At 54.4% G+C, this 24596-nt stretch carries 15 protein-coding genes and 3 pseudogenes; 10 read left to right on the top strand and 8 right to left on the bottom strand.

The window, feature by feature from the left end:
* Positions 1 to 122 precede the first annotated feature (122 nt).
* Positions 123 to 242, bottom strand: a pseudogene (locus tag C7H85_RS05135) (IS5/IS1182 family transposase); the annotation flags it as partial.
* Positions 243 to 266: 24 nt separating this feature from the next.
* Between C7H85_RS05135 and C7H85_RS05130 the strand changes: the two are divergent.
* The 5 genes and pseudogenes from C7H85_RS05130 to C7H85_RS05110 form a co-directional block, all read left to right on the top strand.
* Positions 267 to 721 (top strand): annotated as a pseudogene (locus tag C7H85_RS05130) (IS30 family transposase); the annotation flags it as partial.
* Positions 722 to 866: 145 nt separating this feature from the next.
* On the top strand, positions 867 to 2048 hold the full coding sequence (gene avs1a / locus C7H85_RS05125; protein ID WP_106728573.1) for an AVAST type 1 anti-phage system MBL fold metallo-hydrolase Avs1a: 1182 nt from the start codon (positions 867 to 869) through the stop codon (positions 2046 to 2048).
* Positions 2049 to 2050: 2 nt separating this feature from the next.
* The gene (gene avs1b / locus C7H85_RS05120) at positions 2051 to 7801 is read left to right on the top strand and encodes an AVAST type 1 anti-phage system protease Avs1b (protein WP_106728654.1); all 5751 of its coding nucleotides are present in this window, start codon (positions 2051 to 2053) and stop codon (positions 7799 to 7801) included.
* 10 nt (positions 7802 to 7811) lie between these two features.
* On the top strand, positions 7812 to 8072 hold the full coding sequence (avs1c, locus tag C7H85_RS05115; protein ID WP_106728572.1) for an AVAST type 1 anti-phage system protein Avs1c: 261 nt from the start codon (positions 7812 to 7814) through the stop codon (positions 8070 to 8072).
* A 569-nt stretch (positions 8073 to 8641) separates the two neighbouring features.
* Complete coding sequence (locus C7H85_RS05110) at positions 8642 to 8854, top strand: hypothetical protein (protein ID WP_168388232.1); 213 nt, start codon at positions 8642 to 8644, stop codon at positions 8852 to 8854.
* Positions 8855 to 8968: 114 nt separating this feature from the next.
* Here C7H85_RS05110 and C7H85_RS05105 read toward each other — a convergent pair whose 3' ends face one another.
* Positions 8969 to 11320, bottom strand: coding sequence for a fatty acid cis/trans isomerase (locus C7H85_RS05105; RefSeq protein WP_210433560.1), 2352 nt, complete (start codon positions 11318 to 11320; stop codon positions 8969 to 8971).
* Positions 11321 to 11391: 71 nt separating this feature from the next.
* Between C7H85_RS05105 and C7H85_RS05100 the strand changes: the two genes are divergently transcribed.
* Positions 11392 to 11649 carry a DUF1496 domain-containing protein gene (locus C7H85_RS05100; protein WP_168388231.1) on the top strand — a complete coding sequence of 86 codons (258 nt, stop codon included), beginning with the start codon at positions 11392 to 11394 and terminating at the stop codon, positions 11647 to 11649.
* Here C7H85_RS05100 and yfaE read toward each other — a convergent pair.
* The 5 genes from yfaE to ubiG form a co-directional block, all read right to left on the bottom strand.
* Positions 11646 to 11918, bottom strand: a complete 273-nt coding sequence (gene yfaE, locus C7H85_RS05095; RefSeq protein WP_106728571.1) for a class I ribonucleotide reductase maintenance protein YfaE — start codon at positions 11916 to 11918, stop codon at positions 11646 to 11648. The two genes, C7H85_RS05100 and yfaE, sit on opposite strands and share 4 nt — an antisense overlap.
* Positions 11915 to 13048, bottom strand: coding sequence for a class Ia ribonucleoside-diphosphate reductase subunit beta (gene nrdB / locus C7H85_RS05090; protein WP_106728570.1), 1134 nt, complete (start codon positions 13046 to 13048; stop codon positions 11915 to 11917). The genes yfaE and nrdB overlap by 4 nt, the downstream gene beginning before the upstream one ends.
* A gap of 48 nt (positions 13049 to 13096) precedes the next feature.
* Positions 13097 to 15373 (bottom strand): class 1a ribonucleoside-diphosphate reductase subunit alpha, encoded by a 2277-nt coding sequence (nrdA, locus tag C7H85_RS05085; RefSeq protein WP_106728569.1) that lies wholly within the window; start codon positions 15371 to 15373, stop codon positions 13097 to 13099.
* Between the two features lie 341 nt (positions 15374 to 15714).
* A complete protein-coding gene (locus C7H85_RS05080; RefSeq protein WP_106728568.1) occupies positions 15715 to 16392 on the bottom strand; it encodes an HAD family hydrolase in 678 nt (225 codons plus the stop codon).
* 2 nt (positions 16393 to 16394) lie between these two features.
* A complete protein-coding gene (ubiG, locus tag C7H85_RS05075) occupies positions 16395 to 17093 on the bottom strand; it encodes a bifunctional 2-polyprenyl-6-hydroxyphenol methylase/3-demethylubiquinol 3-O-methyltransferase UbiG (protein WP_106728567.1) in 699 nt (232 codons plus the stop codon).
* A 153-nt stretch (positions 17094 to 17246) separates the two neighbouring features.
* Here ubiG and gyrA point away from each other — a divergent pair.
* From gyrA to aroA, 4 genes and pseudogenes are all read left to right on the top strand, one after another.
* Positions 17247 to 19862: pseudogene (gene gyrA, locus C7H85_RS05070) on the top strand (DNA topoisomerase (ATP-hydrolyzing) subunit A); the annotation flags it as partial.
* A 235-nt stretch (positions 19863 to 20097) separates the two neighbouring features.
* Positions 20098 to 21183 carry a 3-phosphoserine/phosphohydroxythreonine transaminase gene (serC, locus tag C7H85_RS05065; protein WP_106728565.1) on the top strand — a complete coding sequence of 362 codons (1086 nt, stop codon included), beginning with the start codon at positions 20098 to 20100 and terminating at the stop codon, positions 21181 to 21183.
* 374 nt (positions 21184 to 21557) lie between these two features.
* On the top strand, positions 21558 to 22658 hold the full coding sequence (gene hisC / locus C7H85_RS05060; protein WP_106728564.1) for a histidinol-phosphate transaminase: 1101 nt from the start codon (positions 21558 to 21560) through the stop codon (positions 22656 to 22658).
* A 108-nt stretch (positions 22659 to 22766) separates the two neighbouring features.
* Positions 22767 to 24053 (top strand): 3-phosphoshikimate 1-carboxyvinyltransferase, encoded by a 1287-nt coding sequence (aroA, locus tag C7H85_RS05055; protein WP_106728563.1) that lies wholly within the window; start codon positions 22767 to 22769, stop codon positions 24051 to 24053.
* A gap of 65 nt (positions 24054 to 24118) precedes the next feature.
* Here the strand turns inward: aroA and C7H85_RS05050 are convergent, their stop codons facing one another.
* Positions 24119 to 24511 carry a MerR family transcriptional regulator gene (locus C7H85_RS05050; protein ID WP_210433559.1) on the bottom strand — a complete coding sequence of 131 codons (393 nt, stop codon included), beginning with the start codon at positions 24509 to 24511 and terminating at the stop codon, positions 24119 to 24121.
* Between the last annotated feature and the right edge of the window lie 85 nt (positions 24512 to 24596).

The raw sequence follows: 24596 nt of genomic DNA, 5'->3' as shown, positions 1-24596 counted from the left end.
TGAGGAAAATGCTTGGGCAGTTGACCGAAGATGAACACCTGGGCTAAAAACACCAGGACGTGATGCGTTGAGAAATCAGGTGTTCACGTTCGTCCGGAATCGGTGTTCATCTTCGCCGGAATACGCACTTCTTCCCGGTAGCCCTCATGCAAGGTCTGCAAGACCCCACTATCTGCTACGTTTTCCAGGCTCACTTCTGCGGCGATGACTTCGTGATTTCGGGCATCGATGGTTAGGTATAGCGCCAGGTCCGGTACTTTCTCTTCGGTGACTGGGAGGTTGATATAGTGCTGGGCAAGCATGGTAGCGGTGCTCTGGTGACCCTGGCCGAGCGCAAAAGCCGGCTGTACCTGGTGCGTAAGGTGTCAGCCAAGAGGGCCACCGATGTGCGGGGTGCCATCATCGATATGCTTCAGCCCTATGCCGCACATGTGCATACGATCACGGCGGATAACGGGAGCGAATTCGTTGAGCACAAGGCTATCGCACAGGCGCTGAGCGCGGAGGTTTATTTTGCCCACCCGTATTCGTCATGGGAGCGTGGGCTGAACGAGAACTTTACGGCCTGCTACGCCAGTACATCCCGAAAGGTACGGACCTGTGGACGATCACGGACGAGGATGTCCGCCATACAGAAAAACAGTTAAACCTGAGGCCTCGCAGATGCCTCGGGTTCAAACAGCCGGAAGTCGTGTTCCACGAGCATATTCAGGCTGCATAGACGGGTGTCGCACTTCGGAGTTGAGTTTTCGCCTCACAAATAGTTAGAAGAAAAATCTTAAGTTACGTAGAATGAACACTATAGAAACTATTTGCCTGGCTACTTGTTAGACCTTTATACACAACGACAGCACTAAGGATGTAACGTGCGAATCAAAATGTACCCAGCTCAAAATGGCGATGCTTTTCTGCTAAGTACCGACAAAACTAACATCCTTATAGATGGTGGATATGCCAGAACTTTTGATACATACATAAAAAAAGATCTTGAAGATCTCGCAACTAGAGAAGAATGTTTAGATTTAGCTATCGTAACTCATATTGACGCTGATCACATTGGTGGAGTTATTCGCTTTCTGGTTTTAAACGGTGATTCAAGAACAAAAAATATAATCTCTATCAAAGATTTTTGGCACAACAGCCTTCGTAGTCTGACCTCTGTAAAAAAAGAGGTAGGACTATCACATCAAGACCTTGAAGTGATTGATGCAATTAACAAGCGAGGCCACCCCAAAGAGCTTAATCCAACATCAGGCTATAACGAAATCAGCGCGCGGCAGGGCTCAACAGTAGCAGCTTTGCTTAATGATGGGGAGTACGTTTGGAACGAAAGTGATGGAACTCAGAGCATATGTACTGATTCTGTACGAGAGAAGCGATTCAGAGATGGTTTTGTAAAGGTGTTGGCACCCTCGAGAGAGCGACTAGAGAACCTAGTTACGTTATGGAAGCGAGATTTAAGGCGCCTTGGTCTTATTGGCTCTATAGGTTCAAGTCAAGCCATCGACGATGCTTTTGAACTCAGCTTTGAGCATAAAACTGATAGTCAAACAACCAAAAATCAGCTTATCTCTGCAGGACGTACAAAAAGCCTTGCAGACGTATACAAACCAGACAACTCAACCGCAAATGGAAGTTCTATTGCAACTATTATCGAACTAAAGGGTATTCGATTGCTAATGCTTGCAGATGCATTTGCAGAGGATATTTTAAGAGAGCTTCGTAAGATGGAATCTCTAGGGGAATCCATGATGTTTGATGCAATCAAAATATCTCATCATGGTAGTAACTACAACACTAGCCCGGAATTGCTTAGCGTTGTGGATGCTCCAAAATATTTCATTTCCTCAGACGGCAGCAAACACAACCATCCTGATATTGAGCTTCTTCGCGCGATAGTCGATAGACAGGCTAGTTTTACACGAACTCTATATTTTAACTACTCAACTAAAGAATCCAGGGAGATTAAAGAATTCCAAACAGCTACAGGCGCTAATTTTGTTGTAGAAGAAAATGCTACTGACTGGATAACGATTGCCAAGGAATAATCATGTTAGATGCAGAAATGAAAGTGGCTACTTGTAAAATTGAATGCGGTAATGAGTCAGGTAGTGGGGCACTAATCACATCAAACATCGTATTAACTGCTGGCCACTGTGTGAGAGACGCACTAGATAATGATGCAGAAATTAGTGTTATTTTTAACCCAGACTCTACCCCTTCTGTATTGAAAGCTAGTATTCGTGCTCATGACACAAGCTTAGACATAGCTCTATTGGAATTGGAAGCTGAAGTTAATGTATCTCCGATAAGCCTCAGTAGTTTATTACCTATAGAGGGTAGTCGCTTCTATTCTTATGGGTGGCCTGTAAGCAAGCTGACTATGGGCCACCGTTTGGAAGGAATCATTAACCAAACGTTCAAAACCCCTAAGTTAGGCTCTGATATAGAGATCAGTATAGACGAACCATTTTCTTTAAATGACTATCAAGGACTTTCTGGGGCTGCTGTTGTCAGTAATGGGACTTGTGTCGGTGTTATTAGGGTTTCAGTTGAAAAAACCATTGGTGTCGTTTCTATATCTAGTTTGCGAAACTTTTTGGGAAGCTGTGGAATCAGTGTCGAATCTAATGACGATGCTTTTAATCATCAAAAATTGGCTTCTAGAAAATCATTTAATAAACAATTTGATAAACTTGCTTTGGGTCAAGACAACAGCTACCTCTTTATCAATGGAGCCCATGGAATAGGTAAGTCAACATTTTGTGAAACATACATCCCGACAAACTCTTCTTTAGAACATTTTGGTACATATAGCTTTACTCCTCCCAAAAGCTCCAAAAACGCAACCCAATTAGCTCAACCTCAAGAGTTTTTCAACTGGTTAAACATGCAGGTTTCAATGTTCATTAGTGGTACACCTGGACGTGAAGAAACTTGTGATTATCCAGAGTTAATAGCTAAGACAGAACAACTCTTTAAGAAAGTCAGTGCGGCTTACTCCTCAAGAAACGTAAAAGGGATATTGTTCGTTGATGGTTTGGATGAAGTAGAGCGTCAGGACGCAGAAACTCTGAACAAGTTCATGGGGCTATTACCCATGGTGTTGCCTACTGGGTTTGTGATTGTTCTCTCGGCACCTAGCTATGAGCAATTTGCAACTCGACTAGGCAACAGGCTTGCAGGTGATGCATGTATTTCTATGCCCTCTCTTATAGACAGTGCTGTTAAAGAGTTTTGCTTCAGCACTCTTACTGTGGAGTATGCTAATTCAAAAACTGTTAACTTGATCTGCGAACGAGCCCAAGGCCACCCACTATACCTTCGTTATTTAATCGACCTCGTAAACTCAGGTACGAGCAATGATGAACTAAAAGATTTACCGTTAATTGATGGAAGCATCCGAAAATACTATGATCTTCTGTGGCTTAAACTTAAGGAAGATAATGATGCTGTAAATTTACTAGCAATAGCTGCTCGTTTACGTTGGGGGATTCCCATCGACCAGTTCACTAACATTTTGACTCAAAATGAAAAGAGCATATTGGTTAGCACTCTTGGAAGAATACAGCACTTACTAGTAAATCCAAATGAAACTAAAATTTATCACTCTTCTTTTTCTGAGTTTTTACTTGAGAAGACAGCATTACGGGAACGTGACGTTCAGTCACGACTAGCTGACTACTGTGAAAAACAAATCAAAGAAAAGTACTGCTTGCTCAACTTAATCTACCATGGGCTCAAAGCAGAAGAGTCAGACAAAGCACGCGTGCTAGCTTTGTGTACTCAAAACTGGGTTGACAATTGCGTTTATCAAGGGGTTGAGCCCGATACTCTCCTAGAAGATCTTAAGGGTGTTTTAAAAGCAGCAACTGAGCTAGGTAGTTTAGTTGAAACAGTTCGAATCCTTCTACTTTGCCAAAGAATTCAATTTCGGTACAACACACTATTTGCTCAATCTGCTGATTTAACGGCGAATGCTTTGATCTCTATTGGGAGAGAACAGGAAGCTTTGCAGCATGTAAGTCGATATGGCCAGTTAATTATACCGTTAGAAGAGACACTTATCGTTGCATTGAAACTTGTAGACTCAAACAGCCATGAGGAAGCTCTAGAGTTGTTAGGTATCGTAGAGAAGTACTTAACAGAAGCTCTTGAACAGGTGTCTAACGAAAATGGACTTTCTTATAGAGAGTTCCTTGATATCTATGACCTTCAAATACAGCAGTTCCTTCTAAAAATTCGCGCAGGGGATGATAACTCGCGATTATTGCTTGCTAAATTCCAGTTCTATTGGATGAAAGCTATCGACAAAACTGCAATAGATAAGGAAGCAAGCAAACTTATTCGAAGTGAAATGACAACTTACATGCAGGCTGCGTCGATGTGCTTAACTAGCAGTTACATGTCCATTTCTCAATTGCGAAAGTTTTACTCCGGACCGTTAAATGAGATAGCAGAACCAATAGTATTTGCAGCTCCGTTATATCAGGGCTTATGCGAAAGATATGACGTGAGTTATGACAAAGAATTACTTGGCCAAGTTTTTTCTGATGTAGGAATTTTAGTTTCAGATGCGTGGGATGAACAGAATAAAGTACATCCGAGTATAGTTGATTGCTATATATCCCTGGGTGCGCCTAGAAGCATTGTTTTGGCGCTAGGAGAGCATGCTAATGACGTACCTTTACCCATATCATTTATTGCTGATGACAATGTCACTATTGATTATTCTGAATTAGAAAATGGTATGGCAGCATGGAAGCATAAAGCGTTTATTGATCATGAATTTACCTGCCCTAGTTTATCCTCCCTATCACCAGACACATGGTTAAATGGAATAGAATCAATATGTAGAACCATCGCTTGGTGTGATGGTGCCGCAAGGAGATTCAAAGAAAATGAAGACGAAATAGGGTTAGACATTGTATGGAAGCTCCTATCGCAAGATGTTCTAAACCACTTCAGATTCAGCCTGGCACAGCGTGTTCAATGGGAAGATTCCTATGGTTTGCCAGAGAGTATTGTCCCCCATTTATATCAATCAATTACAAACTTAACGGCTGAGTTGTACCCTCATAAAATTAGTGACTTACTAAGTTTTATCGATGAACAATTTAACTCACAATGTGGCCTTTATTCGGAAGGTTTTAGACGCATTCTTAAGCAAGTTCTAACAATTGTTGTTGGTCATCCAATAGACGTAGAGGTGGAGGATCAAGCATTTCTATTGCTGCAACGTTGGAAAAACTATGTTAGTTCAAACCTTAAAAATAGATATGAGCTTGTGCCAGAGTTGTTGGGTTTAGTTCCACTTTATGCCCGATTAGATGCCTCGGACGAAGCTCAGAAAACTTATCAGCTAGTTTTATCATTCTCAATGGGGCCGAGTTGGTACAAGGAAGATCAGCTTGGCTTAAGCATTACAGCACTGGAGTCCATTAACAAAGTATCCACAATTGAATCAGAAGTTCTTAACCAAATTGCAGGACTATTAGATGCTGCGGGTGGTGAAATGACTTTCCAACGTTTTGTTCGGTATGCTAAGCGAGATTTCATCGGAGCCTTGTGCCAAAGAGGAGCCTTTAGTAGTGCTGTAAATTATTTTATTCGCCAAACTTACGGCACCCTTAAGCAGATGTATCAAGACGTAACTCGAGGAGATATAGATCGCGTTTCAGCTTTGAGAGGTCCTCGTTTCCCTGGAACTGCTTTGGATGAGCAAGATTCGATTCTATCTCTTATTACCCCTCTTATTCCGCATGCTGATTGGCAGCTCTGTTGGGCTCTATTGGAGTGTTTCCAGTTTGGTGACTCTCGCCATATAGACCGCTTCACACGAGCGTATAGCCTATTAATTGAAAAAATAGCAAACGATAGAGCTTCTCTGGATCTGGCTCTTGATCGGATAGAGATTATATGTGAGTCTGAATTTAATAACTTTAAAGACCGTTCAGACTTTGTAGCCTCAGTAATATCCTACTTAGATGAATGTCTCATAGAAATATTTTCAATAAGATTTCCAGATTACACCATTCAACCGGAAAAAAACTCATGTGAAACATTTCCGCATAAAAGTTCAAAATCAGATAGTCGGAAAACTGAAACAAAAGACGTAGACACGATTCTTTTACCTGGAACTTTTGGTTCTAACCGTTCGATTGATGAGGCTAATATAGCCTTGTCTAATGCATCCAGGCACTTGCGCCGCAGAAATAATTCAGAAGCTAAAAAAGAAATAATCTCAGCAATGAATGCTATTCAGGATGGTGGATGGCCTTTATGGTTTGGCTCTTCTTCGGTTGTTGAGCAAGGAAAGTCATTGCTTTTGCAAACTGACAGCTCTGTTTCTGATTTAGTTAAGCTTCTTTCACCTTTAATTGTAGATAAACGTTATACTGAGAACTGGCGAATCGCAGAAAGTTTAATAACATGGCTATCTATTCAATGCCCATATGAAGAGCAAGTTCAACTCTTAAATCTAGCAAATGAACACACTAGCTTGATGGTCGGGAGCTTAGAAGAAATAGATAGTTATGCGCTTCTAGATAATGAGGGTGATTTAACTCACTGCCTGACTAAGCTTATTCTTCATGCTATCGAGCACCCAATCTGGATAAGGCGAGAAAAAGCATCAGAAATGCTGATGTGGCTATCAAAAAGCTACCCACATTTCGTTCGGAATTTTGGAGCGAGAGCTTTCTCGATGGATAGTGGAGTTCACCCAGACTTAATTTGTGGTGCACTTGAAAAAACATTTACAACACTGAATGCTTGGGAAGCTTTAGCTCAAGATATTGATTTTGAATTCATAAAAAATAACTGCATGCATGTCGGTAGATATTCAGCTTTGGTGCACCTTTCTAGGCAAGCTGCTGTGAGGGGCTCGGAATCTGCTGAAGATGCTTTGAATGTATTGACGGCCCGATTCAATAGCGTAAAAGATATAAGCTCAGAGGATAATACCAGATTGCCTAGATGGGCTGAAAGTAACCAAGTTCAATGGACTAAATTAGAGAAACTGGGCTTAACAAAAAATAGTGTAGTGAATAGGGCAGAGACGATATTGCAAGAAGTATGCTCTCCATTATCAATCGAAGATAGCTTAGAGTTAGAACAGCTATTAGCTGAAGGTTATTATGGAAATGCAAAGCGACCAAATCGCTGGTCTGATAAGGTTTGTTACGCATTTCAAGTCGCATTACAGGATGTTGCAGATGAATCAGTATCTAAAAATATTGAAGCTATATTCCGAAAGCACAATCCATCTCGCATAGAAAATCTTAGAATCACAAATTTCGAGTCGCACGCTAAAAGTTGGATTAACTCTCATAAACTAAAACCGGTGCATGGAGATAATATTTATTTAGATTATTGTGAAAGGGTTTGGTTAGATGATGAACTGAGACTAGTTCGACTGACGGCATATATAACAGATAGCCCAGAAAATCTTCCTCTTCCTTCTGGGCGCTTCTTATCAACAAATAAGCCTTCACCAGATAGCACTATTCTGATTGATACCTGTGTTAATGTTGAAGCTTTACCTGCTTACTTTGGTAGTTTTACACCAGCTATACCAACTACCCACTTTATGAGATTAACCGGAATAAGCAACTCAGATATTAACCGAGGTTGGTGGAAGTCAGGGCGAGTAAAAGAGAAATATGAAGGAGCTCCAGCCCATGAAGGATGCTTCTTGTCTATTAACTCAAATGCTCTCAGGTTGCCATATGGGTTCAGTTTGACTTGGGTATTTGAGTTAGATCTAGAGCCTGTTGGATTAATTTCATTAGGGCGATAATGGAGGATATATGAAATTTGAGACGATGGAGACACCAGATACTAGATCGGAGTTCGAATTACGATTTCACTATCTGCAGAACATTATGAAACAAGGAAAGCTTCACGTAAATGCAAATATCTCTATGGATGGGTTACTTAAAGTAAGAAAGCTCCCAAACGGACGGATAGATTTCTTAAGTGTTAATGAACAAGCTCGCCTTTACGCAAATAATATGTATCACATGCGTAATTTCAAGCTGCCCGACAAGATTGATCTTGATGAAAAATAGGTTAGCGCTTAATACTATTAGTGAACTGTAGTGATCAGGTGTAACTGACCACTACATAATGGTTACTCGTACCGAAAAATCATAAAGCTGACCAATTAAATATAATTTCTAGATGTTGTGTAGAGTTAGGATAACTTCTGGTAGGGTAAGCGTTCATGAATCGTACATGCATGAGTACTTACCCTAACCAGTAAAGGGACAAAAATATATTATAGGTTTTAGAACAAGAGTCAGTACCACTTACTTTGACTCAACATTGAGGTAGCGTTACTGGTTCGAGGATTTACTCGGCTTTAGGCCTGGAGTGTTTCCTAGTGTTTTTTTATTGTCACGTCGACGCTGATCTGGCTTGCCAGTCGACTTGGCTATTGGTTTTGGTTCTGGTTTCAAACCCATGATTTAATCCTTCTCTTTAATGAGGACACCCCTCATACATGATCTTGGGGAAATACTGATGGCTTTCAAGGTGTGTATGAAAAATAATCTAAAAATATTCTTAAGGTTTCTTGCTAGCAACTCACGTTTTGGTGCAGCATTTAAAATGCCCAGCGACAAGTGGGAGACATATGATGGCTAGAACTAAATCTGGTCTGCGCTTGCTTACTGCAGAAGAGAAACAAGAGCTTCGTCGTGATATGACGGAATCTTCAGCCTGGGCTAAGGCCGAGCTAAAACGTCGACGAGCAGCAAAAAATCAAAAAAATTCTGAGCATGGTATAGATGATGGTATCGAGAGATGGTGTGTTTCTAACTACCTGTTATGTAAGCATATTTTATCATAATTGATAATAGAGTGGGAATAAGCGCAAGCTTGCCAGACTGAACCAGGGGCGCCGCGGCGCCCCTGGCTTTTATCTGCCCAATCATCAAAATTCCTGCCTCTCGCCTCTCGGCCATCAAAGATTCAGATAGCGGTTCATATCCAGCAGGCCGGCTTCCAGCGGGGTCGTTTCCTGCAGGTAGCGGTGCATGTCGTGAAAATAGGACCAGAACTCGGGGTGGGTGCGGCGAATACCGAAGTGGCGCGCCAGGGTATGAATGTCCTCGGCCCGGGCCATGGCCATCAGCGCCGCCACGAAGTCGTCCAGCTCTTCCAGTTTGACGTTGAAGATAAAGTTGGGGTAGCTGCCGACGATCCCGGGCAGTACCGTCAGGGTATCGTTGTGGGGCCGCAGGCGCAGATCCTCGCCCAGCATAAAGGCCACGTTGGAATGATCCCGGTTATGCAGCAGGCTGTACACCAGCCGCCGATCACCGGCCTCGATGCGCAGCAGACTGACTTCCGGCAACCATTTGATGGAGGGCAGGGCGGCGGCCGTGACACCGGTCAGGCGGCGCAGCTGGGCGTCGGCTTCTTGCTCGACCGGATACTCTGCTTGGGCGCAGGTTTGTCGTTGGCAACGGTTGAGCCGCTCGGGCGGGCCGGCAACCGACGCCAGGGCGGCCAGTACCTGGCGGCTGAAGTCGGCCAGGGGAGCCTGGGTGGCTACGGCAATGCGGCTTGGGGTGGTTTCGTCCACATCCGCATAGGTGGTGAACAGCTTGATGCGGGCGCTGTTGTCATACCAGTGGTGCAGCAACCTGTTGCGTACTTCGGCCGGCAGGAAGCGCAGCAGGTTGGCCTCGGCGCCGTTGCGGATCAGATCGAAATACAGCCGGGTCTGGGCCTGGTGCGAGACGCTGCCGTAAACGTTGAAGTTGGCCACCAGCGCATAGTAGGTCCGCTCCAGCAGCGGGTAGTCCATCACCCACAGGGTGGTGGGGACATCGCCTTGCCAGCCGCGGACCACGCTGGCACTGTCGTGGTGGCGGAAGATGGTGAGCAGGGCATCCCGGTTGTGGCCGTCCCCGTTCCACAGGTGATCGAGCGCCGGGCCTTCGGGATAGATCCGGGCGTAATCCTGCTGGCGGGCGGCCAGGTAGCGATTGCGGGCCTCCCGGTGGGCTAGCCAGTCCGGGCCCAGGCTCAGCAGATCCGACTTCAGCCCGGGCAGGGACAGCCACTCCTGCACCTGGTTACGGTGGGTGGCGTCGGTCACGAAGAGGTCGTGCCCGGGAGCCTGGAAGCTGACCCAGAACTGATCCCGGATCACGTCGGTGGCGATCTGGCCCCGGCACACCGGGCCGCGGATAAAGGTGCGCACGAAGTATTCGGCATTGTCCAGCAGGTACTGGTAGCGGGCCCGGGCGGGGATGGCGGCAAAGGTGACGAAGGGGTTGGCGGACTGGGCCGGCCCGTAGCCGGGCAGGGTGGTGACCGCCCAGTCCGGCTCTAAAAACAGCCGCTCCAGGCGTTTCATCTTCGTCTGGCTCAGGGGATAGGTGATATGGGTCTTGTGCACCCGGCTTTCCAGCCGAGGCCGCAGCCGGTAGTAGAAATCCCCGTCGATGCCGTCGGTGGGACGTACGGTGGCAATGACGTCCACCGGTTCGCCGCTGGGGGTGCGGGAGCGGACCAGCTCAAAGAACATCTGATCCTGGTCATCTTCGAAATAGAGGTGGGCGAGAAACCAGTGTTCATAAAGGTAGCGGGCTACCAGCCGGTGCCGGTTGTCACTGCGGTTGAGCCAGTGTTCCCACCGGCGCACCTTTCGCTCCAGGCTGGCGGAGAGGGGAGCTTGCTGCTCCGGCACGGAGGCGCCCTGGGCCAGCCAGTCGAGCAGGATCCGGTATTCGTCGTCGGTCAGGCCGGTGACGGCGAAGGGCATGCCGGCGGCGGGATGCCTGGCGGCGAAGGTGTCAAACTCATCGGGGCCCGCGCACTGGTTGTCGCGTTTGATGGAGATATCCAGGCTGTCCGGCAACCGCGCGTTGGCCTCCCAGGGCTCTTGCCGGCCCAGTGCCAGCATGCGTGCCATCAGCGCCGCCTGCGGATGCTGGCTGTCGAGCACGCTGTAAAAGCCGCGCTGCCGCCAGCCCTGTTCGGTGTCCGCATCGGTGTAAAGCCGGTTGGGCTCGGCGTCCTCGGTGCGGGTGCCGTCATAAACCAGCTGCTTGCTGGCTCCCCGGGCAACGCCCGCGTGGCTGGAGAGCTTCAACTGGCAGGGGGCGTCGTAACAGGCATGGCAGGCGATACACTTTTGTTCGAAGATGGGCCTGACATCCCGCTGGTAATCGATAGCGGAGACGGCCTGGGATTCGGGCAGCGTCACCGCCACCGGCGGCGCCGATACCGGCCTGAGCATGAACAGCAGGGAGCCGAGGATCGTCAGCAGGACAGCCCCGATCAGCCAGTATCTTTTTTTCATAGTGGGCCTTGTTTGGACATCTTCAGACGGTGTTACCATGTGGCCTCAACGGGGTAAAGAGGAATCTGGGAATGAGGATCGTTATCTGGGGATGCTGGTGTCTGAGCGCGGTGGCCGCGGCCAATACCATCAGCACCCGGCCGCCGGTGGAGCTGAACATTTCATCGGGGCTGGAGCCGGTGTGCTTCTATGCGGATCAGCGCTATTCGAAGGGCTCGGTGATCGAAGTGGGCGAGCAGTTGCTTGTCTGTGAACGGGAGAAGTCGTTCGAGCAGAACGGCCGGCTAAGCTGGCACCCCTTTCCGTTGAAGGAGGAAGACAGGCCCTAGGCCTGCCTCTTTATTTCCAGCACGGGGATATCCAGGCTGACCGGCTCGGCCGGCCGGCAGCAGCAGGGCAGGATCTCCCCCTCGGGCACATAGGCGAGGGGGGGGTGCGGGTATTCGACCCGGCCGGCCAGCAGGGGAGTGCGGCAGGCGCCGCAGTAGCCGCTGCGGCACTGGTATTCCACCGCGTGACCGGTGCGCTCCAGCCCCTCGAGCAGGGTTTCCCCCGCCCGCAGGTCGAAACTGAGATCCCGGGTACGGACTCGGCTCACAGCTCGAAATCACCCAGGTCGTCGTGGCTCATCTGGGAGTCTATCTGACCCACCAGGTAGGAGCTGACTTCCACTTCCTGGGGGGCGACCTGCACGTTGTCGGAAGACAGCCAGGCGTTGATCCAGGGGATGGGGTTCTGCTTGGCGCCGTCGAAGGCCGGGGCCAGGCCCACCGACTGCATGCGCAGGTTGGTGATGTATTCCACGTACTGGCACAGGATATCCTTGTTCAGGCCGATCATGGAGCCGTCCTTGAACAGGTATTCGGCCCATTCCTTCTCCTGGATGGCGGCGGCCTTGAACAGCTCGAAACACTGCTGCTCGCAGTCGCGGGCCACCTGCGCCATCTCCGGATCGTCGTCGCCGGCGCGCAGTATGTTGAGCATGTGCTGGGTGCCGGTCAGGTGCAGGGCCTCGTCCCGGGCGATCAGCTTGATGATCTTGGCGTTGCCTTCCATCAGCTCGCGCTCGGCGAAGGCAAAGGAACAGGCGAAGCTGACATAGAAGCGGATCGCCTCCAGGGCGTTGACGCACATCAGGCACAGGTAGAGCTTCTTCTTCAGCTCGTAGCGGTTGATGGTGACCTTCTGGCCCTTGATCTCGTGCTCGCCTTCGCCATAGAGATGATAGAAGTTGGTGTATTCGATAAGCTCGTCATAATAGCCGGCGATGTCCCGCGCCCGCTTGAGGATATGCTCGTTGGCCACGATGTCGTCGAACACCGTGGCCGGGTTGTTGACGATATTGCGGATGATGTGGGTGTAAGAGCGCGAGTGGATGGTCTCGGAAAAGGCCCAGGTTTCAATCCAGGTTTCCAGCTCGGGGATCGAGACCAGCGGCAGCAGCGCCACGTTGGGGCTGCGGCCCTGAATGGAGTCGAGCAGGGTCTGGTATTTCAGGTTGCTGATAAAGATGTGCTTCTCGTGCTCCGGCAGGGCTTGGTAGTCGATACGGTCCTGGGACACGTCCACTTCTTCCGGGCGCCAGAAGAAGGACAACTGCTTTTCGATCAACTTTTCAAAGATATCGTATTTCTGCTGATCATAACGGGCCACGTTTACCGGGTTGCCGAGGAACATCGGCTCTTTGAGTTGGTCGTTCCGAACTTGACTGAAGGTAGTGTAAGACATGTGTTTATTCCGCGCATAAAGGCGGGGAACCAGCCCCGCCATAATGACTTAAATTTTACAGGCACCGCCGGCACAGCCGTCGTCTTCTTGCATATCGTTCTGGGCGTCTGCCGCGCCGTCACGGGTGTTGTGGTAATACAGGGTCTTGAGCCCGAACTTGTAGGCGGTGAGCAGGTCTTTCAGCAACTGCTTCATCGGCACCCGGCCGCCCTCGAAGCGGGCCGGATCGTAATTGGTGTTGGCGGAAATGGCCTGATCCACGAACTTTTGCATTACCCCCACCAGCTGCAGGTAGCCGTCGTTGGAGGGCATCTGCCACAGCAGCTCGTACTGGCCCTTGAGCCGTTCGTACTCGGGCACCACCTGCTTGAGGATGCCGTCCTTGGAGGCCTTGACCGACACCAGGCCACGGGGCGGCTCTATGCCGTTGGTGGCGTTGGAGATCTGGCTGGAGGTCTCGGACGGCATCAGCGCGGTCAGGGTGCTGTTGCGCAGGCCCACGGTCTTGATCTCCTCGCGCAGGCTTTCCCAGTCCTGGTGCAGCTGCTCGCTGCAGACGCTGTCCAGATCCTTCTTGTAGGTGTCTATCGGCAGCACACCCTGGGCGTAGGTGGTCTCATTGAAGGCCGGGCAGGGGCCGAATTCCTTGGCCAGTTGCACCGAGGCCTTCAGCAGATAGTACTGGATGGCTTCGAAGGTTTTGTGAGTCAGGCCGATGGCGCTGCCGTCTGAGTATTTCACGCCATGCTTGGCCAGGTAGTAGGCGTAGTTGATCACGCCTATCCCCAGGGTCCGGCGGTTCATGGAGCCCTTGTGGGCGGCCAGCAGCGGGTAGTCCTGGTAGTCGAGCAGGGCGTCGAGGGCGCGTACCGCCAGCTCAGCCAGTTCTTCCAGATCATCCAGGCTGTCGATGGCGCCCAGGTTGAAGGCGGACAGGGTGCATAAGGCGATTTCGCCGTTCTCGTCGTTGATGTCCATCAGCGGCTTGGTGGGCAGGGCGATCTCCAGGCACAGGTTGCTCTGGCGCACCGGAGCCACCGCCGGGTCGAAGGGGCTGTGGGTGTTGCAGTGATCCACGTTCTGGATGTAGATGCGGCCGGTGCCGGCGCGCTCCTGCATCATCAGCGAGAACAGCTCCAGCGCCTTGACGGTGCGTTTGCGGATGGCCGGCTCGGCTTCGTACTTGACGTACAGTTCTTCGAATTTCGCCTGATCCTCGAAGAAGGCGTCGTACAGGCCGGGCACGTCGGAGGGGCTGAACAGGGTGATGTCGCCGCCCTTGATCAGGCGCTGGTACATCAGCCGGTTGATCTGCACGCCGTAGTCCATATGGCGGACCCGGTTCTCCTCCACGCCGCGGTTGTTCTTCAACACCAGCAGGGATTCCACTTCCAGGTGCCACATGGGGTAGAACAGGGTGGCGGCACCGCCGCGCACGCCACCCTGGGAGCAGCATTTGACCGCGGTCTGGAAGTGCTTGTAGAAGGGAATACAGCCGGTGTGGAAGGCCTCGCCGCCACGGATGGGGCTGCCGAGGGCCCGGATGCGGCCGGCGTTGATGCCGATGCCGGCGCGCTGGGACACATAGCGCACGATGGCGCCGGAGGTGGCGTTGATGGAGTCTAGGCTGTCACCGCACTCGATCAGCACACAGGAACTGAACTGGCGGGTCGGGGTGCGCACGCCGGACATGATGGGCGTGGGTAGGGAGATCTTGAACTGGGACACCGCATCATAGAAGCGAGTAATGTAGCCCAGCCGGGTTGCCTTGGGATACTTGGAGAACAGGCAGGCGGCCACCAGCATGTACAGGAACTGGGGGCTTTCGTAGATGGCGCCGGTGACCCGGTTCTGCACCAGGTACTTGCCTTCGAGCTGCTTGACCGCGGCGTAGGAGAAATTCATGTCCCGCTCGTGGTGCAAATGGGCGTTCAGGGTCTCGAACTCGTCGCGGCTGTAGTCGGCCAGGATGTGCTGATCGTATTTGCCCATCTCGGTGAGCCTGACCACGTGGTCGTGGAAATGGGGCGGCTCGAACTGGCCATAGGCCTTCTTGCGCAGATGGAACATGGCCAGGCGGGCGGCCAGGTACTGGTAGTCCGGCGTCTGCTCGGAGATCAGATCGGCGGCGGCCTTGATGATGGTCTCATGGATGTCTTCGGTGCGGATACCATCGTAGAACTGGATATGGGAGCGCAGCTCCACCTGGGAAACGGAGACGTTATCCAGGCCTTCGGCGGCCCAGGTGATCACCCGGTGGATCTTGTCCAGGTCGATGGGCTCCTTGGCGCCAGAACGTTTGGTAACCAGCAGATGTTTATTCATGAGGCGGACCTTCTCCCAGTGCTGTCGTGTTTGCTCCGGCAAAACCCGTGCAACCAGCCACCCTATATAGTGTGGTCGGCAACCGGAGGAAGCACAACATCTAGTTTGTCTTATTGAGGATGGGCACAATATAGTGGGTTGCCCCTCATTTCTCAAGCCGGCCGCCACAAGCAAATCTTGTGGATAATCTGTGATCTGACGGCCGAGGTTTGCACTCACTAACTTCTGCCCCGCTGGGAGTCTGGCACTGGCAGAAGGCTGGTGTTTTTATGGGCGGCGGGAAACTTTTTTTGAAAAATTTGGCTTGCAAAAAAAGGGGATTGGCGATCCCGCCGGATCTTTCAGCAATGAGTGCTGAATGCGTCTTTTAACCAGTCTGCCAGCGCCCGGACCGAGCCGAGCCGGTGGTCGGCCTGCCAGTCGTCCGGGTTCTCTCCGGTCGAGATATAACCCCAGGTCGCGGCCACCGTGGTCATGCCCGCCGCCCGCCCGGCCTCGATATCGCGCCGGTGATCACCGATATAGATGCAGTGCGCCGCAGCCACCGCCAGCCGCTCGGCGGCGAACAGCAGGGGCGCCGGGTGCGGCTTTTTCTGGGGCAGGGTATCGGCGCTGACGGTGACGCCGCAGCGGGTGAACAGCGACATGCCCGCCAGCAACGGCTGGGTCAGGGCGGCGGGTTTGTTGGTGACCACCCCCCAGGGAATTCGGCGCCGGTCGAGCCAGCCGAGCAGCTCCTCCACGCCGTCGTAGGGGCGGGTATGGCGGCAGAGGTTGGCTCCGTAAAAGGCCAGCATCTGCCGGCGCAATTGCTCCAGCCCATGCTGCTCGATAAGCGCCGGGTGGATGCCGGCACGGAGCAGGGCGTAGGAGCCGTCCGAGGTGGTGCAGCTCAGCACTTCGTCGGAGAGTGGGGGCAGCCCCAAGCTGGCTATCACATGGTTGGCGGCCGCGCCCATGTCACCCGCTGTGTCCAGCAGGGTGCCGTCGAGATCGAACAACACCGCTTGAAAGGGCATGATTACTCCGGTTTGGTGGCATGGACCATGTAATTGACGTCCGCATCCCGGCTCAGCTTGAAGCCGCCGGAGAGGGGCCGGTAGACCACGCCGCTGATGTCTTTCACCACCAAGCCGGCCCGTTCTATATAGGAGCACAGTTCCGCCGGGGTGATGAACTTGCGGTGATCGTGGGTGCCCTTCGGCACCATTTTGAGCAGGTGCTCCGCCACCCCTATCATCAGCAGCCAGGCCTTGGGGTTGCGGTTGATGGTGGAAAACACCAGGTTGGCGCCGGGTCGGGCGAGCTCGGCGCAGGCCTGCACCACGGAAGCGGGCTCGGGCACATGCTCCAGCATTTCCATGCAGGTCACCAGTTCGAACTGCCCCGGATGCTCGGCGGCGAACTGCTCGGCGGTACCCTGGCGATAATTGACGATTACCCCGGCTTCCAGGGCATGCAACCGGGCCACGGCCAGCGGCTCGCGGCCCATGTCCACGCCGGTCACCTCGGCCCCTTCCCGGGCCATGCTCTCGCTTAAAATACCGCCGCCACAGCCGATGTCGATCACTTGCCTGCCGAACAGGCCGCCGGCCTTGTCGGCAATCCAGCCCAGGCGCAGGGGGTTTATCTGATGCAGGGGCTTGAAGTCGCCCTCCAGATCCCACCAGCGGGAGGCCATGGCCTCGAATTTGTCGATTTCCTGTTGATCTACGTTCATGGTCAAGCCTTAAAGCCGGGCAAACTGAGGCGGCCATTATAGCCTAGCGGCCCGCTCCCGCCAGCATCACTGCTCCCGTCGGGCGGGAACTGTGATAGAATGGCGCGTTTTTCAAAGCCATATAATCAATAAAATTTGGGGACAAGGCTTGCTATGACCGATCTGGCCCGAGAAATCATGCCGATAAACATCGAGGAAGAGCTGAAACGCTCCTATCTGGATTACGCCATGAGCGTGATCGTAGGGCGGGCGCTTCCGGATGTGCGAGATGGTTTGAAGCCGGTGCATCGCCGCGTGCTGTTCGCCATGAACGAGCTCGGCAACGACTGGAACAAGCCCTACAAGAAATCAGCCCGGGTGGTGGGTGACGTAATAGGTAAATACCACCCCCATGGCGACAGTGCGGTGTACGATACCATAGTGCGGATGGCGCAGGATTTTTCCATGCGCTACACCCTGGTCGACGGCCAGGGCAACTTCGGTTCGGTGGACGGCGATTCCGCTGCCGCCATGCGTTACACCGAAGTGCGCATGGACAAGATCGCCCACGAGCTGCTGGCGGATCTGGACAAGGAAACCGTCGACTGGGTGCCCAACTACGACGGCACCGAGATGATTCCGGCGGTGATGCCGACCAAGGTGCCCAACCTGCTGGTCAACGGTTCTTCCGGCATCGCCGTGGGCATGGCCACCAACATTCCTCCCCATAACCTGAATGAAGTGGTGGACGGTTGCCTGGCGCTGATCGACGACGAGCACATCACGGTCGATCAACTGATCGAACTGATCCCGGGACCGGACTTTCCCACCGGCGGCATCATCAACGGCAAGTCCGGCATCATCGATGCCTACCGCACCGGCCGCGGCAAGATCTATGTGCGCGCCCTGGCCGACATCGAGACCGACGAGAAGAGCGGCCGCGAGACCATCATCGTCTCCGAGCTGCCCTACCAGGTGAACAAGGCGAGGCTTATCGAGAAGATCGCCGAGCTGGTCAAGGAAAAGCGCATCGAGGGCATCAGCGCCCTGCGTGACGAGTCCGACAAGGACGGCATGCGCATCGTGATCGAGGTACGCCGGGGCGAAGTCGGCGAAGTCATCCTCAACAACCTCTATGCCCAGACCCAGATGCAGACGGTGTTCGGCATCAATATGGTGGCGCTGGACAACAATCAGCCGCGTATCTTTAACCTGAAGGATATGCTGGAGTGCTTTATCCAGCACCGACGCGAAGTGGTCACCCGCCGTACCGTGTTCGAGCTGCGCAAGGCGCGGGACCGGGCCCATATCCTGGAAGGCCTGGCCATCGCCCTGGCCAACATCGATCCCATTATCGAACTGATCCGCCGTTCGCCGACCCCGGCGGAGGCCAAGGCCGGGCTGCTGGCCCAGGGCTGGGCGCTGGGCAACGTGGCCGGCATGCTGGAGCGGGCCGGTGACGACGCCGCTCGCCCCGAGTGGCTGGAGCCGGAATACGGCATCCGTGACGGCAACTATCATCTGACCGAGCAGCAGGCCCAGGCCATCCTGGATCTGCGCCTGCATCGCCTGACCGGCCTCGAGCACGAGAAGATCCTCGAGGAATACCAGAACCTGCTCGATCAGATAGCCGAGCTGCTGCACATCCTCAACAGCACGGTGCGGCTGATGGAGGTGATCCGCGAGGAGCTGGAAGCGCTCAAGGTGCAGTTCGGCGATGCCCGCCGTACCGAGATCACCACCTCCAGCGCCGAGATCAATATCGAAGACCTGATCACCCAGGAAGACGTGGTGGTCACCCTGTCCCACCAGGGCTATGTGAAGTACCAGCCGCTGACCGATTACGAGGCCCAGCGCCGGGGGGGGCGCGGCAAGTCGGCGACCAGCATCAAAGAAGAGGACTTCGTCGAACGGCTGCTGGTGGCCAATACCCACGACACCATTCTGTGCTTCTCCACCGCCGGCAAGGTGTACTGGCTCAAGGTGTACCAACTGCCGGAAGCCAGCCGTGCCGCCCGTGGCCGGCCCATCGTCAACCTGCTGCCGCTGGATCAGGGGGAGCGGATCACCGCCATCCTGCCGGTGCAGGAGTATTCCGACGACAAGTACGTGTTTTTCGCCACCGCCGACGGCACCGTCAAGAAGACCAGCCTGTCCGCCTTCAGCCGGCCGCTGGCCTCCGGCATTCGTGCCATCAACCTGAAAGAGGGAGACGAGCTGATCGGCGTCGACATCACCGACGGCAGCAACGAGATCATGCTGTTCTCCGATGCCGGCAAGGTGGTGCGCTTTGCCGAAGGCAGCGGTCGTGCCGAGGCCGAGGGGGCCGAAGAGGGCGAGGAGCAGGGTGAAGACGCCGCCGGCACGGGTAGCTTCAAGGGCGTGCGCCCCATGGGCCGTACCGCCTCCGGGGTGCGCGGCATCCGGCTGGCCGAGGGGGACAGGGTGGTGTCGCTGATCGTGCCGCGAGGCGATGGCGCCATCCTCACCGCCACCGCCAACGGTTACGGCAAGCGCACCGCGCTCGAGGAATACCCGACCAAGAGCCGCGCTACCCTGGGGGTGGTCTCCATCAAGGTAAGTGACCGCAACGGCCCCGTGGTGGGCGCCATCCAGGTGGAAGACAGCAACGAAATCATGCTGATCACCAACGGCGGAACCCTGGTACGCACCCGGGTGTCCGAGGTCAGCCTGATCAGCCGCAACACCGCCGGTGTCCGCCTGATCCGCACCGGAGAAGACGAACAGGTGGTGGGCCTGCAGCGTATCGAGGAAACCGAAGTCGATGAGCTGGTAGAGGCACAGGACGATATCGCCGGCGAATAAACCGCAAGGGGCCCCCGGGCCCCTTTTGTTCAGCCCGGGAAAATGGCACAAAATCACTTTGACTTGGCAGCCTGCTGCCGTGTAAAAGCTATTCAATCACTGTTTTGATCGCGTCGCAGGGGCCGGGCCGTGTTTTCGGCCCGGACGCTGTTTGGCCGTTTGTTATCGGTTATTTAGAATGGGGATAATTCAGGGGAAAATGGAGACGATGGTTTATAACTTCAGCGCAGGCCCGGCCATGTTGCCGGTAGAGGTAATGCAGCAGGCCCAGGCCGAGTTTCGTGACTTCCACGGACTGGGCGTGTCGGTGATGGAGCTCAGCCACCGCGGCGCCGACTACATGGCGGTGGCGGCCCAGGCCGAGCAGGATCTGCGGGATCTGATGCGGATCCCCGACAACTACAAGGTGCTGTTCCTGCAGGGCGGCGGTCGCGGGCAGTTCTCCGCCGTGGCGCTCAACCTGATGGGCATCAACGCCAAGGCCGACTATATCACTACCGGTCAGTGGTCCAAGTCCGCGGTGTCCGAAGCGGAGAAGGTGGGCGATGTACGGATACTGGACGGGCTCACGACCGCCGCAGACGGCCGCCAGGGCCTGGCCACGAGCTGGGCACTCGACTCCACCGCCGCCTATGTGCATTACTGCCCGAACGAAACCATCGAAGGTCTGGAATACCACTTCGTGCCCGACACCGGTGACGTGCCCCTGGTGGCGGACATGTCGTCCACCATCCTCTCCCGGCCCATCGACGTCAGCAAATTCGGCATCATTTATGCCGGTGCCCAGAAGAACATCGGCCCCTCCGGGCTGGCGGTGGTCATCGTGCGCGAAGACCTGCTCAACCAGGCCTGCCCCCAGGTACCGGCGATCATGGACTACGCGGCCATGGCCAAGGCCGACTCCATGCTCAACACCCCACCCACCTACGCCTGGTACCTGGCCGGCCTGGTGTTCCAGTGGCTGAAACGCCAGGGCGGGCTGGAGGTCATGGGCGAGCGCAACAAGACCAAGGCCGAGTTGCTGTACAACTACGTGGACGCCAGCGATTTTTACCGCAACGAAGTGCATCCCAGCGCCCGCTCCTGGATGAACATTCCCTTCCAGTTGAAGGACGACGGCCTGAACGACGCCTTCCTGAAAGAGGCCAAGGCCGAAGGGCTGCTGGCGCTCAAGGGCCACCGCATCGTGGGCGGCATGCGTGCCAGCCTGTACAACGCCATGCCCATCGAAGGGGTGCAGGCGCTGGTCGCCTTTATGGACAAGTTCGCCAAGCGCAACAGCTGAGCTCGCTGGCCCCTCTACTGCGAAGCAGCAGCGCGGTTGCGCTACGCCGACACGCTTCAAGCCCCTCCATGGGGCGCTCGAAAATGCCATCCATGGCATTTTATGGTCGGCTCCGGCAATCCCCACTGCTGCTTCGTGAAGCTTTGGTGTTGGCTGATTAAGATCGGCAGACAACACCGTGCTGAACTAAGGAGGGTAAATGGTGTCTGCTTCGCCGCGCCCTCTGCGCCATGGATGGCGCAGCGGAGCCTACAGGGAGGTATTCACGGCGTGCCGGAGAAGCAGTGCCCTTTGTCCGACGGACGTGCACGTTCAGCAAGCGGCAAAAATTCTGACCAAGAAACAGGTCAGCAGAACATATACAAGGAGCCATTGTGAGTATTGATTTTCTGGCCCTGGCCAACCCGGGAGTTCCGGGTCTGCATCCTTATCAGCCGGGCAAGCCGGTGGAAGAGCTGGAGCGTGAGCTCGGCATCAGCAACAGCGTGAAACTGGCGTCAAACGAAAATCCGTTGGGGCTGGGCCCCAAGGCCCGGGCCGCCATCGAACGTGCCCTGCCGGATCTGGCCCGCTATCCGGATGCCAATGGTTTCGCCCTGAAGGCGAAGCTGGCGCAAAAGCTGGGGGTAGACGCCGGCCAGCTGATCCTGGGTAACGGCTCCAACGAGCTGATCGATCTGGTGTTCCACACCTTCGTGTCGCCCGGGCAGCAGGTGGTGTATTCCCAATACACCTTTATCGTCTATGCTCTGGCGACCCAGGCTCACGGCGCCGAGGCGGTGGTGGTGCCGGCCAGGGATTTCGGCCATGATCTGGACGCCATGGCGGCAGCTATTACCCCGGCGACCCGGCTGGTGTGCATCACCAACCCCAACAACCCGACCGGCACCTTCGTCGGTGCGGCCGAGATCGAAGCCTTTATGGACAAGGTGCCGGCCGAGGTACTGGTGGTGCTGGACGAGGCCTATACCGAGTACGTGGCGGAAGACGAGCGGATCCCGTCCATCGACTGGCTGGCCCGCTACCCGAACCTGATCGTGTCGCGCACCTTCTCCAAGGCCTATGGCCTGGCCGGCTTGCGGGTGGGCTACATGGTCTGCCATCCGGAGCTGGTCGAGGTGCTCAACCGGGTGCGCGAGCCCTTCAACTGCAATAGCCTGGCGCTGGCGGCGGCGGAAGCGGCGCTGGACGATGAAGCCTACCTCGGCGAGGCGGTCAGCCTCAACCGGGAGGGGATGGCCTTGTATGAAGCCTTCTTCAAGGAGAAGGGCCTGAAATACATCCCGTCCCGTGCCAACTTCATCACCCTGGATCTGCAGCAGGATGCGGGAGCCGTGTATCAGGCGCTGCTGCGGGAAGGGGTGATAGTACGGCCCATCGCCGGCTACGGCCTGCCGACCTGCCTGCGTATCAGCATCGGCCTGGAGCAGGAAAACCGGCGTTGCCTCGAGGCGCTGGCCAAGGTTCTGGGTTGAGCGAAGGCCGGTGCAAACCGGCCTTTTGTTTATCTTGCCCTGATGCACCAGCCCTGTTAACGTCTAGACAGCTGCAGTTTTTGTTCATCCCGTATCTCCAGGAATGTTATGGAAAGCCTCAAGTTATTGCCTATCGCCCGCGTGGAGGGCACCGTCAACCTGCCCGGCTCCAAGTCGGTTTCCAATCGTGCCCTGCTGCTTGCCGCCCTGGCCCAGGGTACTACCCGCCTGACCAACCTGCTCGACAGCGATGATATCCGTCACATGCTGGATGCGCTCAAGACCCTGGGGGTCAAGTACGAGTTGTCGGAAGACAAAACCGAATGCGTGGTGCACGGCCTGGGCCGGCCGTTCAGTGTCACCGAGCCGGTCTCGTTGTTTCTCGGCAATGCCGGTACCGCCATGCGTCCCCTGTGCGCCGCCCTGTGCCTGGGCACCGGCGAATTCACCCTGACCGGCGAACCACGTATGTGGGAGCGGCCCATCGGCCATCTGGTGGATGCACTGCGCGAAGCGGGGGCCGATATCAGCTATCTCAAGACCGACGGTTATCCGCCGGTGTTTATCAACGGCAAGGGTCTGTGGGGCGGTGACGTGCATATCGACGGCTCCGTTTCCAGCCAGTTTCTCACCGCCTTCCTGATGGCGGCGCCCATGGCCTCCGGCGATACCCGCATTCATATCAAGGGCGAGCTGGTGTCCAAGCCCTATATCGACATCACCCTGCATATCATGAAGCAGTTCGGGGTGACGGTGGAGCACGACGACTACCAGATCTTCTATATCCAGGGCAACCAGAGTTACATCGCCCCGGGCACCTTTCTGGTGGAGGGGGATGCTTCCTCCGCCTCCTACTTCCTGGCGGCCGGCGCCATCAAGGGCAAGGTGCGGGTGACCGGCATCGGCCGTGACAGCATCCAGGGAGATATCCGTTTCGCCGATGTGCTGGAGGCCATGGGGGCGCGTATCACCTGGGGTGACGACTTTATCGAGGCCCAACATGTGGCTCCGCTGAAGGCGGTGGACATGGACATGAACCACATCCCCGATGCGGCCATGACCATCGCCACCACCGCCTTGTTCGCCGAAGGCACCACCCGGATCCGCAATATCTACAACTGGCGGGTGAAGGAAACCGACCGGCTCTATGCCATGGCCACCGAGCTGGCCAAGCTCGGGGTCGAGGTGGACGAGGGGGAGGATTACCTGGTGGTGACGCCGGCGGCACAGTTGCAGGAAGCGGAAATCGCCACCTACAACGATCACCGTATCGCCATGTGCTTCTCGCTGGTGGCCCTGAGCGACACCCCGGTGGTGATCCTGGATCCTAAGTGCACCTCCAAGACCTTCCCGGACTATTTCGACAAGCTGGCCAGCATCAGCCAGTCGAAATAAACCTTGAAGCCCCGCATCGCGGGGCTTCATCGTTCCCTACAGCTTCCGGCTTCCGGCTTCCGGCTTTAGTGATGTTTCATCTTTTCCAGCGTTTCCCGCGCCTTGATATCGGCGCCGTCCAGCTCGGCCAGCACCTTCTCGATGTCTTCCTGCTGCTGTTGCAGGCTGGCGCGTTTTTCCGCAATCATCGCAATCATCGAGTGTAGCTGGGGCCGGCTGCTGTGTTCAGCATCGTAGAGATCAAACAGCTCGCGGATTTCCGCCAGGCTGAACCCCAGACGTTTGCCCCGCAGGGTTAGCGCCAGCCTGATCCTGTCTTTATGGCTGTAGATCCGGGTATTGCCCTTGCGTTTCGGCATCAGCAGGCCCTGATCTTCATAATGACGGAGGGTGCGAGCAGTGATGTCAAATTCATCGGCCAATTCAGAAATGGTGTAGGTAACTTCCTTATTGGGCATTATCAATGACTCCTGCGGGTATTCATGGCAACGAAAGCCGGACGAGGCCAGACCTTACACCCATATCGACGGACTGTGAAGCCTG

The organism is Zobellella endophytica, assembly GCF_003012775.1.
Taxonomy (GTDB): domain Bacteria; phylum Pseudomonadota; class Gammaproteobacteria; order Enterobacterales; family Aeromonadaceae; genus Oceanimonas; species Oceanimonas endophytica.
This window is presented reverse-complemented; position numbering and strand designations above follow the sequence as displayed.

What these genes read in the sequence shown, in the direction of transcription:
- avs1b (WP_106728654.1), top strand. Translation starts at nt 2,051, where the DNA reads ATGTTAGATGCAGAAATGAAAGTGGCTACTTGTAAAATTGAATGCGGT.
- avs1c (WP_106728572.1), top strand. Translation starts at nt 7,812, where the DNA reads ATGAAATTTGAGACGATGGAGACACCAGATACTAGATCGGAGTTCGAA.
- C7H85_RS05110 (WP_168388232.1), top strand. Translation starts at nt 8,642, where the DNA reads ATGGCTAGAACTAAATCTGGTCTGCGCTTGCTTACTGCAGAAGAGAAA.
- C7H85_RS05105 (WP_210433560.1), bottom strand. Translation starts at nt 11,320, where the DNA reads ATGAAAAAAAGATACTGGCTGATCGGGGCTGTCCTGCTGACGATCCTC.
- C7H85_RS05100 (WP_168388231.1), top strand. Translation starts at nt 11,392, where the DNA reads ATGAGGATCGTTATCTGGGGATGCTGGTGTCTGAGCGCGGTGGCCGCG.
- nrdB (WP_106728570.1), bottom strand. Translation starts at nt 13,048, where the DNA reads ATGTCTTACACTACCTTCAGTCAAGTTCGGAACGACCAACTCAAAGAG.
- nrdA (WP_106728569.1), bottom strand. Translation starts at nt 15,373, where the DNA reads ATGAATAAACATCTGCTGGTTACCAAACGTTCTGGCGCCAAGGAGCCC.
- C7H85_RS05080 (WP_106728568.1), bottom strand. Translation starts at nt 16,392, where the DNA reads ATGCCCTTTCAAGCGGTGTTGTTCGATCTCGACGGCACCCTGCTGGAC.
- ubiG (WP_106728567.1), bottom strand. Translation starts at nt 17,093, where the DNA reads ATGAACGTAGATCAACAGGAAATCGACAAATTCGAGGCCATGGCCTCC.
- serC (WP_106728565.1), top strand. Translation starts at nt 20,098, where the DNA reads ATGGAGACGATGGTTTATAACTTCAGCGCAGGCCCGGCCATGTTGCCG.
- aroA (WP_106728563.1), top strand. Translation starts at nt 22,767, where the DNA reads ATGGAAAGCCTCAAGTTATTGCCTATCGCCCGCGTGGAGGGCACCGTC.
- C7H85_RS05050 (WP_210433559.1), bottom strand. Translation starts at nt 24,511, where the DNA reads ATGCCCAATAAGGAAGTTACCTACACCATTTCTGAATTGGCCGATGAA.